The following is a 12433-nucleotide window of genomic DNA, read 5'->3' as shown; positions in this document are numbered from 1 at the left end:
GAAGACGCCCGACATGACCGTGTAGATCCGGTCCTCGGGATGCTTGTGCGGCATCAGCTTCACGCCCGAGGGCGCCTTGACCCTGATTACGTAGGGGCCTGGCTTCGTTGGGTCGCCGACGACCACGGCGAGACGTACGGACGGCGGAAAAGCCGGGAACGGCTTCCAGTCGATGTCTTCCGGCAGAATCGATTTGAAGGCGGCTTCGCCCGGCAGGTGGTCTCGAACCATTTCGGCCCTCCAAGAAATCTCGCGTCACCAACGGAACTGCACAGATCCAGCGAGACGCGAAGACGCAGCGCGCTACACCAGGAGCTTATCGAGCGTGATCGGGAGGTCGCGGATGCGCTTTCCAGTCGCGTGGTAGACGGCGTTGGCGATGGCCGCGGGAACGCCGACGATGCCGATTTCGCCGACCCCCTTGACGCCCAGCGGATTGCTGTCGTCCGCCTCGTCGACGAAGATGACCTTGATGTCCTGGACGTCTGCGTTCACGGGCACGAGATATTCGGCGATGTTGGCATTGGCGATGCGGCCGTCCCTATGGTCGATCAACGTCTCCTCACGCAGCGCCATGCCGATGCCCCACACCACGCTGCCAAGGATTTGGCTGCTCGCCGTCTTGGCGTTCAAGATGCGCCCGGCGGCGACAGCGCTGACGACGCGCGTCACGCGGATCACGCCCAGCTGCTCGTCCACCTTCACCTCGGCGAAGATCGCCGAATGGGTGTTGTGAGCGCGGGCGTCCTGGCCGGGGTTGGTGGTGATTTCCCGCTCGATGTTGGTGACCGCGCCTTGCCGCATGGCGTCCGCGATCGACACCGAACGTGACGCGTCGGCCTTGCTCACGAGCTTGCCGTCGACAAGCGCGACTTCGCCGGGCGCCGCGCTCGCAAGCGGCGAATTCGGAATCTGCTTGGCCAGGCGCAGCAGCTCGTCTCGGATGGCGGCTGCCGTCGTCGCGATCCCGCTCGAAACCGAGGCCGCGATCCATGAACCGCCCTCGACCGGAGATTGCGGCAGGCTCGAGTCGCCGAGCTTGACGCTGATGGCCTCGAGCGGGAGCCCGAGCATGTCGGCCGCGACCTGCGCCATGATGGTGTAGGTGCATGTGCCGATGTCGGAGGTCGCGCACGCGACCTCCGCATCGCCGCTGGCGCTCAAGACGATACGAACGGTGATCGGCGCCTGCCATGCGTCCCAGACGCCGGTCGCCATGCCCCACCCGACCAGGTCGCGGCCGTCGCGCGTCGAGCGCGGCTCGGGATTGCGCTTGTCCCAGCCGAACGCCTCCGCGCCCTGGCGGTAGCATTCGCGCAGCTCCTTGCTGCTGAAGGGTTGACCCGTGTCCTGATTGCGCTCCGAATAGCAGCGCAGGCGAAGGTCGAGCGGATCGATGTTGAGCGCAACCGCAAGCTCGTCCATCGCGCATTCAAGCGCGTAGACGCCTGTGGCTGCGCTTGGGCCCCGCATATCGCACGACGTCGGAAGGTCGAGCTTGGCGAGTTTGTGCGCGTAGCTGGCGTTGGCGCATGTGTAGAGCAAGCCCGACCAGCCGGTCTCCTGCCGGTTGTAGTCTTCGTATTGCGAAGTCACGGTGACCGCGTCATGCGTGATCGCATCAAGCGTCGCTCCGCTGTTGGCGCCGAGCGCGATCCGCTGAATCATGGCCGGCCGATAGCCGAGCGCGTACATTTGTGGCCTGGTCAGCACAACGCGCACGGAGCGCCGCAACGCGCGCGCGGCGAGCACCGCGAGAACGGCCTCGAACTGCGGGCGCAACCCCACACCGAAAGCGCCCCCGACATAGGGAGACACGACGCGCAGGTCTTCCGGCTTCATGTCGAACACCCCGCAGAGATAGCGCTGGACGTTCTGCACGCCTTGCGTCTTGTCGTAGACTGTCAGCTTGCCGTGGCCCTCGTAGACCACCGTCGCTGCATAGAGCTCCATGGGGTTGTGATGCTCGATCGGCGTGGTGTATTCCGCCTCATGGCGCACGGCCGCGGCGGCGAGCGCCTGTTCGGGCGCGCCGCGCGTCTTCGGCGGCGTGAACAAGGCCTCGAATTCGTTTGTTGGGGGTTTGACGGGGATGGCCGCATCACGCTGGCGGTACACGTCGGTGACATGCGGCTCCTTCTCGTACTCCACCTCGACCAGCGACGCCGCATAGCGCGCGACCTCCGACGTTTCGGCGACGACGAGCGCTATCGGCTGACCGCTGAACAGGATTCTGTCGTCGTAGAGCGGACGGAACGGCGACCCCGACGGGGCCACGTCATCCTTGTAGGCCTTGTCGTCGTCGGCTATGCGCGGGCGGTTTGTGTGCGTCAGCACGTCGACCACGCCCTCGACGCGCTTTGCGGCGCTTGCGTCGATCCGCCTAAGGCGCCCTTTCGCGATCGTCGAGGCGACGATGCTGCCGTGAAGGAGCCCGGGCGCGTTGAACTCGGCGGCATATTTTGCCGCGCCGGTGACTTTCGCGATGCCGTCGATGCGGGATGTTCCCGTGCCGATGTATGGCGCCATGACTGACCTCAAGCAATCTTCTTGGACGACTGCGATTGCGGCGCGCCGAGCGCAGCCTGTGTGAGCGCACGCGTGATGCAGCGCCGCGCGAGCTCGATCTTGAACGTGTTGCGCCCGTAGCCCTTTGCGTCCCGCAGCAGCACGTCCGCCGCGCGAGTGAACGTCTCGGCATTGGCCGGACGCCCGCTGAGCGGCTTCCGCCTGCGGATCGCGCCACGGCTTGTGCGCGACGCCGCCGAGCGCGAAGCGCCCCTCCTTGATGATGTCGCCCTCGAGTTCGAGCCCAACGGCGATGGACACGAGCGCAAACGCGTACGAGAGCCGGTCGCGGATTTTCAGATACGTGTAGTTTTTGGCGAAGCCCTGCGGCGGCAGCTCCACCGCGGTGATGATCTCGCCGCGATTGAGATTGGTCTCGCGTTGCGGCGTATCGCCCGGCAGCCGGTGGAAGTCCGCAAACCCGACGACGCGGTCGCCCGAGGCGCCGCTGCCGTGAACTTTCGCGTCCAAGATCGCGAGCGCCACGCACATGTCGGAGGGGTGGACCGCAATACAGGCGTCGCTGGCGCCCAGGATCGCGTGCATACGATTGTGACCGTCGATTGCGGAGCAGCCGCTGCCCGGCTCCCGTTTGTTGCAGGCGCTCGCTGTGTCGTAGAAGTAATGGCAGCGCGTGCGCTGGAGGAGATTGCCGCCCGTCAACGCCATATTGCGCAGTTGTTGCGAGGCGCCGGCCATGATCGCGCTGGCGAGAACCGGATATCCCTGCTCGACCAGAGGGTGATAGGCGAGATCGGTGTTGCGCACGAGCGCTCCGATGCGGAGGCCGCCGCCGGCCACGCCTTCGACCTGCTTGAGCGGCAACCGCGTGATGTCGATGACCGCGGTTGGCCGTTCGACGTCCATCTTCATCAAATCGATCAGATTGGTGCCGCCAGCGATGAATTTGGCGTTCGGATCGCGACCGGCCAGGCGCACGGCTTCCGCAACGTCATTGGCGCGCGCATATCGGAAGTTGATCATGACCGCCCCATCACCTGTTGGATTGCCGCAACAATGTTGGTGTAGGCGCCGCAGCGGCAGATGTTGCCGCTCATAAGTTCGCGGATCTCGTCCGCGCTCTTTGCCCGGCCCTCCGCGATCATGCCCGCGGCGGAGCAGATTTGCCCGGAGGTGCAATAGCCACACTGGAAGGCGTCATGGTCGATGAACGCCTGCTGCAGGGGATGCAGCGCGCCGTTGATCGCGAGGCCCTCGATCGTCGTGATCTCGGTGCCGTCGTGCATGGCGGCAAACGTCAGGCACGAATTGACGCGCCGTCCGTCGATCAGGATGGTGCAGGCGCCGCACTGACCCTGATCGCAGCCTTTCTTCGTCCCCGTCAGGTCGAGACGCTCGCGCAGCAGGTCGAGGAGTGTGGTCCGGGGATCGAGCGAGAGCGCATAAGGTTGGCCGTTGACGACCAGGCTCACCGAGACCGGCTCCGGGGAAGGCAGACTGAAGGACGGCCAGCTAGAGGAGGGCTGTGCTGCGGAGCGAGGATGACCAGGGGACAGGAAGCTCTTGTCTGCCGGGGAGTCCATCATGTTCAACTCCTGGATCGCGGGACGGAATTGAATGTTTCGCAACGCTGCGTTTCACCCTGCGCTCGGAGTCGGTCTCGGCATCGCCGGAGGCGTCGCTCTGCGCAATCGACGTCTTCGCGTCGTCATGCTTGCCACGGGCGGCGCGCAACGCTGCGCGCCTGCATTCGCTTTCACGTCCGCTGGCGCAGCGACTTGAACGCCGCCCGCATCTCCTCACTAAAGATCTTCGGCTGTTCCCAGGCCGCAAAGTGGCCGCCTTTGTCGAGGCGGTTGTAGTAGATGAGCTTGGGGTACGCTCTTTCCGCCCAGCTCCGCGGGGCCGTGTAGATGTCGTCGGGAAAGGCGCTCACAGCGACGGGAATGGCGACCCCCTTCGGGGCGAAGAAGGCGAGCTTGTTTTCCCAGTAGAGACGAGCCGAAGACACCCCCGTGTTCGTCAGCCAGTAGAGGGTGATATTGTCGAGGATGTCATCTCGCGTAAGGCCCTCGGTTTGGCCGGCAAAGACGCGCGCCATGAGCGCGTAACTCAGCGCGTCGTGATCGAGGATCCAGGCAGCCAGGCCGATGGGCGAATCCTCGATCCCATACAGCGTCTGCGGGCGGTTCCCCATCTCCTCAGCGTAGGCGAGACCGTGCTTGTAGAAAAAGGCGAGTTGGTCATACGCATGCATCTCGTCGGGCGAGAGGCCGGATGGCGCCGGTGCCCCGGTAAACGCCGCTTTGTCAATGTCGGGTGGAACGGCGCCAGCCATGCTCGAGTGGATGCCGATGAGTTCGGGAGCCGCCTGCACCCCCATTTGATCGGTGATCAGCGCGCCCCAATCGCCGCCTTGCGCGACGTATCTTTGGTATCCGAGGCGCTTCATCAGCACCGTCCAGGCGCGTGCGATGCGGGGCGTATCCCAGCCGGTCGTCGTCGGCTTGGATGAAAATCCGTAGCCGGGAATCGAGGGGATTACGATGTCGAAGGCGTCAGAGGCGCTCCCGCCGTGCCCCGTCGGGTCGGTCAGCAGATCGACGATCTTCAACTGCTCGATGATCGAGCCTGGCCACCCGTGGGTGACAATGATCGGCAACGCGTTTTCGTGGTTCGAACGAACGTGGATGAAATGAATGTCCAGCCCGTCAACGCTCGTCGTGAACTGCGGCAAGGCGTTGAGCCTCGCTTCGACCTTGCGCCAGTCGTAGTCGGACTGCCAGTAGAGCGCGAGTTCGCGCATCGTCGCGAGTTGCACGCCTTGCGAGGCATCCGTCACCAATTCCTTCGACGGCCACTTCGTGGCGGCAACGCGCCGGCGCAGGTCCGCGAGCGCCTCTTCGGACGCGGTGAAGCGGAAGGGCCGAACTGCGGCCTCCCCAACGGTTCCCATCGACCCACCTCCTTGTTTTGAGGGCTGACCGGGCGGTGTCTCGCCCACTGCGGTCAGATGAGCGAAGAACAGTGTGGCGGCGCTCGCGGCCGCTGCGTTGACAAGAACGCTGCGCCTGTTGGGCAATGGCGAAACACCCGTCATCTTCGCCCCCCGGTGTTGGCGTTGCTGTTGTTGCAAGACGCGAAACACGGATGGGATCAGATCAGGCGCGTGAACCGTAATCTATTGCACGATGGTGTCGCCCATACTTTGGTATGTCTGTGCTACATGATCGTGGGAGGAATTGACTCGCCCGCGCGCAGTTGCGGACCGAAGTGACGGGGATGTCGGCGCAATACGAGCAGTCTCCGACGCCGTCGTAGGAACCGGAACTGCGCGGTCAGGACGCCCGCGGCGTCCTTGGCGTTGCGTCCTTCTTCGTTCGCGCGCCGCCGACCGCCCTCGCTGGCGTCGTGTTCCCCTCCGAGACGCGCGTTCCGACGCCCTCCATGGATTTCTTGAATTTTATCGGCCGGGAATCGGCGATCGCTCTCGGATCGAAATCCTCGTCCAGCATGACGCCCCAAATCTTGCGCATCTGCATGCCGATATTACCGGCGTCATAGAGGGGGAAGACCGCAGCCTCGCGCAAGAACTTCTCAAGGGGATGGGTCCTGTCGAGCGCGTTGACGCCCATCGCCTGCATCGTCCGGAAGACGGCGTTGAAAAGCGTCTCGCCGCAGAACACCTTGGCCATGGCGCCCACGGCATGGCCCTCGGAATCATATTGGTCGAGATAGTGCGCCGCCTTCCACGAGAACGCCCGGCACGCCTCGATCTTCATCGCGACCTCGGCCATCATGTAGCCGACCGCCTGGTGATGGAGGATCGGCGCATCTCCGCCCGCGGTATATGTCTTCGCCCATTTGAGGACATACTCGTAAGCGGAACGGGCGACGCCGACGGCGGCGATCGCGGCGACAGGTCCGGACCAGGTAAAGGCCTTGCTGATCACCAGATCGCCATCGCCGATCGCGAAAGCGTTCTCCTCCGGAACGCGGCAGTCCTCGAAAACGATGGAATTGTTCTGGCACAACCTGTGCCCGAGCTTCGAGATCGGCTGCTTGTATGTGACGCCGGGCGCCCCCCGGGGGACGATGATCGCGCTGAGCCCCGTCGTGCCCCCCTCATCCGGATTCGTGCGCACGATACAGACGTTGACGTTTGCGCCCTTGAGGTCCCAGCCGCCGGCATTGCATGGCCAAAGCTTGGCGCCGTTGAGAACATACTCTCCGCGGCCTTTGTCATGCCGGGCGACGAGCCCGACGCCAGTGGGATGGGGCCCCGGGTGGTCGAAATTCGCCGTTCCGCCGGGCGCGCCCGCGGCCTCGCTCACAGTCCACCCGGCGATGTATTCGCCCCGCGGATCGCTGGTGGCTTCACCCAGCCATTTCTGCTTCTGCGCTTCGGAGGCGAACCAGGCGACCGGCATGAGCGCCAGCCCGTTCACCAGGAGGACAGTCGCAAACCCCGGATCGACGGCCGTGATCTCCTCGGCGACGATCTGGAGATCGAGGTTGCTGACGCCGCCCCCGCCGTATTGCTTTGGCAGGAACCCCATCGCGAAACCAAGCTTGTAACACTCCTTGTACGCGCCTTTCAGAATCTGGAAGGCTTTCTGGGTGTCGGGCTCCTCGTCGGCTGTCTTGACCAGCGGCTGCAAAATCTCGACGGCGAATTCTCGGGCGTTCCGCTGCAGTCTTTGTTGCGCGCCGGTCAGCGTGAAATCGATCGTCATAACGGCCTCGCGATTTTCATACGGGGCGCACGCGGATCGGCCGGTGGACGGCGGCGCCTCCGCGGGCTCATGGGAATCGGAATCGGAAACGGCAGCCGTCACCGCCGCGCTGCATACACGCCTCATGATCGATTTCTGCGCCGGTCAAACCGGAGAGAAATCCGATATCGAAACGGCAAACCTCAGGGTAGTCCTTTGACAGGTCATGATAGACGCAATTCTTGCACTCTACACGCGGAAGCTTTTCGGAATCCCCCGGCGGCAGAGTTCTGGCGATAAAACCCGTCTCGTTCATGATCTTCACGATCTCCGCGATCCGTTCGGCGCGATTCTTTCCAACGAGACGCGGAATCAGGTCTGCGGACAATTTCACGCCGAGGTCGTACATGTACTGCGAGAACTGCTCTTCGCCCATCTGCTCGTGTAGGGTTTGGATCAGCAGCTTCGAGAACCACGAATATTGCTTGGGGAAGCGATTGGCGCCCTCCTCGGTCAGAACATAGACGTGCTGTGGGCGTCCACCCGTCTTGCGTGGCGTCGTTCTGCGGACAAACCCTTCGCTCTCAAGCGTTTTCAGATGCTGGTTGACGGCTGTTCTGCTGAGACCGACGGCCGCGACCAATTCGTCCAGGGTCGCGCCCGCTCTGCGTTCCAAGAGCTGATTGAGGACGTCCTGCCGGCTATTCCCTGTGGGGGCCATCGTTCCTGCTACTTCGCACCCAAGGCCGACGTCGCTGCGGCGCAGAGTGGCGCGCGACGGCCTTGCTTCACTTTTGCCTAATTTATGCGCCAATTCATCTCCGCCCAGCTGATAACAGCACAAATCGGCCTTCGGCAACAGGAATTTGTGGACCCGCGCCCACCAACCCTGAGAACAGAGCATTGTTCGACGTTAGCGCGAGCACGGTCAATTGACCACTTTTAGCTATTATGAGACCGTTAAGCGGTAGAAGCGACGAGGGCGTTATCTTTACCCAGAGGGGAGCGTGGTCGAATGCGGCTTTGTCGGGGTCGAATTGCGCTCTTGGAGCCCGTGGACAGGACGGTGAGCAAGGCGCCCATCTCCGGCGGAGGAGGGGTGGCGGCGATCCATCGCGCGCTTGCCGTACCCCGTCATCAAGAAGGCGGTTCCCGATGATGCGGCGAGGCAGCGAGGAGCAACGGTCTCGTGAGAAGCTTGAACGCGCGCCATTGCCGGCGCTTTCCTTCGGCGATCGCTGGCGCGAGGCCCCGCCCGCGCCGAACACCGCGCGGCGCGCTGCGGAACTCAGGCTTGACGGCGAAAAGCGGGTTTTGGAGATGGCCTCGTCGGGCCACGCCGGCGTCGCGATCGCGCGAGCGCGAAGCGATGCCGCGCTCGAGCGAAGCGAGGCGCTTCTCGCGGAAGTCGAGCGCGTCACTTCGACCGGAAGCTTTTCCTGGCGCCCCGCAAGCGACGAACTGGCCTGCTCGGATCAGCTCTGCCGCATGTTTGGCTTCGACAGGAACATTCGGGTGACGCTCGATCTCCTGGGCTCTCGGCTCCATCCTGAGGATCTTCCATCCCTTCACAAGGCGATCGAGCGCGCACGTCATTGCGGCGAGGAAATCTCGAACGACCACCGGCTCTTGATGCCCGACAATTCGGTCCGGCGCCTTCACATGGCCGCCCATCCGGTCCGCGACCAGGACGGGTCGGTCGAGTATATCGGCGCCATTCAGGACGTCACCCGGCAACATCTTTCCGAAGAGGCGCTGAACCGCGCGAACTCGGAACTGACGCACGTAGCCAGGGTGCTGAGTCTCGGCGCCTTGGCGGCGTCGATCGCGCACGAGATCAACCAACCGCTGACCGGTATCATTACCAACGCCGGCACCTGCCTCAGGATGCTGAGCGCCGATCTCCCCGATGTCGAGGGCGCCCGGGAAGCCGCGCGCCGTACGGTTCGTGATGGCCGGCGCGCATCCGAGGTCATCGACCGGCTCCGCTTGCTTTTCGCCAAGAAAGCGACCCAGACGGAAGTGGTCGATCTGAATGACGCCGCACGGGAGGTTATTGCCCTGTCCCTCAGCGACCTTCAACGCAATCGCGTCGCGGTGCGGTTGGATCTGGCGTGCGATCTGCCGCCCGTAGAGGGGGACCGCGTCCAGCTTCAGCAGGTGATCCTGAACCTGCTGCACAACGCGCGCGACGCAATGGCCGGCGTCGAGACGTCGACGAAACAGTTGGTGGTCAGAAGCGAGTGTGACGAAGGCGATCGCGTAAAGCTGAGCGTCAGGGATGCGGGAACCGGCTTGGAGCCTCAGATCCTCGATCGGCTGTTTCAGCCCTTGTGCACGACCAAAAGCGACGGCATGGGGATCGGCCTGTTCGTCAGCCGCTCGATCGTCGAAAGCCATCGTGGCTGGATTGACGCCAAACAAAATGTCGGGCCGGGAGCGACGTTCTCCTTCTCGCTGCCCCGATCACGCCAGCAGGCGGAGCCATCGGTCGGGTGGCGAGGGGATGGCGCCCGTGTCAGTCGGATGACGGAATCGGTGACGGCGCCCCGATGAACGCGCCGGCCCTTGTGACAATTTTTCCGCGATGTTCGCCGGCGCCCCGACCGACGCCCGCTTAACGGTCGATCGTCGTGGAGCGGATCGAGGGATGCTCTCCTCAGAATAGCCGGCAACAAATCGACCCTTCAGGAAGCCATCTCCCAAGCCGTCGGATAAGCTTTCACAAGGCTTGCGCCTGCCCGGCCGACGATTCCTGCGCTTCGCCCGCCCCGACCTCCCGGCGAGACCGGCTTTCGGCGGCGCAACCATCGAGGAACAGCCGCGCGCAACGTCGGGCGCGGGCGGCGATCGCTTCGCCGTCCGGCGGCTCGATCTGTCCGAGCATCGCTGCGCGCTGGGGCTCCATGACCATCATCCCGCGCAGCATGCTGGCCGCCTCGCGCGGGTCGTCGAGGGCGATCAGGCCCCTGTCGCGCAAGCGCCGCAGCCCGTCCTCCATCGCCTTGGTGGTCCTCAAGATCGCGTTCTCGTAGAAGGCGGCGCCGACTTCGGGAAATGAACGGCATTCGCCGATGACGAGGCGGGTCAGCGCGACGGTTTGCGGCTCGAGCGCCAGCGTCCCGAAGATGACCAGCATCCGCTCGATCGCCGCCGCTGCGTCGAGCGTGTCAATCGGGCTCACGTCGAATTCGAGGACAAAACGCCGGATGCGGTCGGAGATCACATCTGCGAACAGCTCGGCCTTGGTCGGAATGAGCCGATAAAGCGTCTTGGTCGACACGCCGGCGCGCCCGGCGACGTCGGCGATGCAGGTCGCCTCATAGCCCTTCGTCTGGAACTCCCGACTCGCCGCGTCGACAATCAGCGCGCGGGTATCGTCGTCGCACCGCACCTGCGGTCGCCCTCTGCAGCGCTTCGACGTTTGCGCCTCGCTAATTTCGACCATGATTGTTTTCCAAATTTATCTTGACAGCCTCTATCTAGCCCCTATTTTGGAAAGCATCAAGTGTCTAAATTGTCGCAGGCGGCCTCCATGGGGCCGCGATGTCTCCAGGAGACGTCCGATGACCAAGCATCCCATTGACTTTCCCGTGGAGCGGCCGGTTGCCGCGGAAGAAGCGGCGCCGGGCTTGGGCGGGAGCGCCGCCGCCCGTCCTCGCGCCAGGTTCTTCTCGAGAAAGACCCTGCGGACCGCGCTTTTCGCCGCGGCGAGCGCGCTCGTCCTCGCGGGCGCCGGAACTTATGGCTGGCGCTATTGGACCGTCGGACGGTTCGAAGTCTCGACCGACGACGCTTACGTCCAGGCGGACAACACGACGATCGCGCCGAAGGTCTCAGGCTACATTTCTGAGGTCCTGGTGGGCGACAACGAGCCGGTGAAGGCCGGCCAGGCGCTCGCCCGCATCGACGACCGGGATTTTCGGGTTGCGCTCGCCCAGGCCAAGGCCGACGTAGACGCCGCCACGGCGGCCATCGCAACCAAGCAGGCGTCGCTGGACGCGCAGTTTTCGGCCGTCTACGCCGCCCGCGCGGCGATTGAGGTCGACGAGGCGAATTCCATGTTCGCCGAACAGGACGACAAGCGCTACACGACGCTCGCCGCCTCGGGGTATGGCAGCCTCCAGAACGCCCAGGCGGCGGCGTCCCGTTCCGCGGCCTCGCGCGCGACCGTCCAGCGCGATCGCGCTGCATTGGAGACAGCGGTTCGTCAGATCGGCGTGCTCAAGGCGGAGCTCGCCCAGGCGCAGGCCCAGCTTGCCCACGACGAAGCCGTCAGGTCGCAAGCCGAGCTCAACCTCACCTATGCGACGATCGTCTCGCCGGTGGACGGCGTCGTCGGCGCGCGGTCGGTGCGGGTCGGCCAATATGTTCAGGCCGGCTCTCAGCTGATGGCTGTTGTGCCGGTGTCGGCGGCCTATGTCGTCGGAAACTACAAGGAGACGCAGCTCGCCGACGTCCGTCCCGGACAGAGGGTCGAGATTGACGTCGATACGTTTCCCGGCCGCCCGCTCAGCGGCCACGTGGACAGCATCGCGCCGGCGAGCGGCCAGGAGTTCGCCCTGCTGCCCCCTGACAACGCGACCGGCAATTTCACCAAGGTCGTGCAGCGGATCCCGGTGAAGATCGTCGTCGACGCCGGCAGCCCGCTCGCGAGCCTGCTGCGTCCCGGCATGTCGGTCTACCCCACCATCGACACCAAGACGCTCGCGCTTCAGTCCGCATCCGTCTCCGCGCCGAGAAGCTGAACGGATCGCCGTCGATCCGCTCGCAGCCCAGGGGAACGTCCATGACGAGCGTTGCTCAACCCGCGGCGATCGGTCCGGCCGCGGCCGCCGACAAGGCCAGCCTCACGGCGTGGGTCGCTGTGCTCGCCGGCATGATCGGCGCCTTCATGGCCATTCTGAACATCCAGATCACCAACGCCTCGCTCCTCGACATCGAGGGCGGGATCGGCACCGGCGTCGACAACGGCGCCTGGATCTCGACGTCCTACCTGATCGGCGAGATCATCGTCATTCCGCTGACCGACTATCTGAGCAAGGTCTTCTCGTTCCGACGCTACATGATGGCGAACGGCGTCCTGTTCCCGATCTTCTCGATCGCCTGCGCCTTCACCCACGACCTGGGCTCGATGATCGCCATGCGCGGCCTGCAAGGCTTCACCGGCGGCATCCTGATCCCGGTCG

General features: G+C 64.4%; 10 protein-coding genes and 1 pseudogene. 3 read left to right on the top strand and 8 right to left on the bottom strand.

Annotated elements, in window-relative coordinates; all coding sequences use genetic code 11:
• The 7 genes and pseudogenes from ACLP25_RS20350 to ACLP25_RS20320 all read right to left on the bottom strand — a co-directional run.
• The coding region (locus ACLP25_RS20350) for a cupin domain-containing protein (protein WP_442470975.1) at positions 1–231 on the bottom strand (231 nt) is incomplete at its 3' end.
• A 72-nt stretch (positions 232–303) separates the two neighbouring features.
• Complete coding sequence (locus ACLP25_RS20345; protein ID WP_442470974.1) at positions 304–2529, bottom strand: xanthine dehydrogenase family protein molybdopterin-binding subunit; 2226 nt, start codon at positions 2527–2529, stop codon at positions 304–306.
• An 8-nt stretch (positions 2530–2537) separates the two neighbouring features.
• Positions 2538–3552: pseudogene (locus ACLP25_RS20340) on the bottom strand (FAD binding domain-containing protein).
• On the bottom strand, positions 3549–4115 hold the full coding sequence (locus ACLP25_RS20335; protein WP_442470973.1) for a (2Fe-2S)-binding protein: 567 nt from the start codon (positions 4113–4115) through the stop codon (positions 3549–3551). Before ACLP25_RS20335 ends, ACLP25_RS20340 begins: the two are co-directional and overlap by 4 nt.
• A 170-nt stretch (positions 4116–4285) precedes the next feature.
• Entirely contained in the window at positions 4286–5629 is a 1344-nt protein-coding gene (locus tag ACLP25_RS20330) for an epoxide hydrolase family protein (protein WP_442470972.1), read from the bottom strand.
• Between the two features lie 238 nt (positions 5630–5867).
• Complete coding sequence (locus tag ACLP25_RS20325) at positions 5868–7265, bottom strand: acyl-CoA dehydrogenase family protein (protein WP_442470971.1); 1398 nt, start codon at positions 7263–7265, stop codon at positions 5868–5870.
• A gap of 67 nt (positions 7266–7332) precedes the next feature.
• Positions 7333–8103, bottom strand: coding sequence for a helix-turn-helix transcriptional regulator (locus ACLP25_RS20320; protein ID WP_442470970.1), 771 nt, complete (start codon positions 8101–8103; stop codon positions 7333–7335).
• Positions 8104–8195: 92 nt separating this feature from the next.
• On the opposite strand from ACLP25_RS20320, the gene ACLP25_RS20315 reads away from it, so the two are divergent.
• Positions 8196–9800, top strand: a complete 1605-nt coding sequence (locus ACLP25_RS20315) for a sensor histidine kinase (RefSeq protein WP_442470969.1) — start codon at positions 8196–8198, stop codon at positions 9798–9800.
• A gap of 166 nt (positions 9801–9966) precedes the next feature.
• On the opposite strand, the gene ACLP25_RS20310 is transcribed toward ACLP25_RS20315, so the two are convergent.
• Positions 9967–10692 carry a TetR/AcrR family transcriptional regulator gene (locus tag ACLP25_RS20310; RefSeq protein WP_442470968.1) on the bottom strand — a complete coding sequence of 242 codons (726 nt, stop codon included), beginning with the start codon at positions 10690–10692 and terminating at the stop codon, positions 9967–9969.
• Between the two features lie 118 nt (positions 10693–10810).
• Between ACLP25_RS20310 and ACLP25_RS20305 the strand changes: the two genes are divergently transcribed.
• Positions 10811–11992 carry an HlyD family secretion protein gene (locus tag ACLP25_RS20305; RefSeq protein WP_442470967.1) on the top strand — a complete coding sequence of 394 codons (1182 nt, stop codon included), beginning with the start codon at positions 10811–10813 and terminating at the stop codon, positions 11990–11992.
• A 41-nt stretch (positions 11993–12033) separates the two neighbouring features.
• The coding region (locus tag ACLP25_RS20300) for an MFS transporter (protein ID WP_442470966.1) at positions 12034–12433 on the top strand (400 nt) is incomplete at its 3' end.

Source organism: Roseiarcus sp., assembly GCF_052145395.1.
In the GTDB taxonomy this organism is placed as follows: domain Bacteria; phylum Pseudomonadota; class Alphaproteobacteria; order Rhizobiales; family Beijerinckiaceae; genus Roseiarcus.
This window is presented reverse-complemented; position numbering and strand designations above follow the sequence as displayed.

What these genes read in the sequence shown, in the direction of transcription:
- ACLP25_RS20335 (WP_442470973.1), bottom strand. Translation starts at nt 4,115, where the DNA reads ATGATGGACTCCCCGGCAGACAAGAGCTTCCTGTCCCCTGGTCATCCT.
- ACLP25_RS20315 (WP_442470969.1), top strand. Translation starts at nt 8,196, where the DNA reads ATGAGACCGTTAAGCGGTAGAAGCGACGAGGGCGTTATCTTTACCCAG.
- ACLP25_RS20305 (WP_442470967.1), top strand. Translation starts at nt 10,811, where the DNA reads ATGACCAAGCATCCCATTGACTTTCCCGTGGAGCGGCCGGTTGCCGCG.
- ACLP25_RS20345 (WP_442470974.1), bottom strand. Translation starts at nt 2,529, where the DNA reads ATGGCGCCATACATCGGCACGGGAACATCCCGCATCGACGGCATCGCG.
- ACLP25_RS20330 (WP_442470972.1), bottom strand. Translation starts at nt 5,629, where the DNA reads ATGACGGGTGTTTCGCCATTGCCCAACAGGCGCAGCGTTCTTGTCAAC.
- ACLP25_RS20310 (WP_442470968.1), bottom strand. Translation starts at nt 10,692, where the DNA reads ATGGTCGAAATTAGCGAGGCGCAAACGTCGAAGCGCTGCAGAGGGCGA.
- ACLP25_RS20325 (WP_442470971.1), bottom strand. Translation starts at nt 7,265, where the DNA reads ATGACGATCGATTTCACGCTGACCGGCGCGCAACAAAGACTGCAGCGG.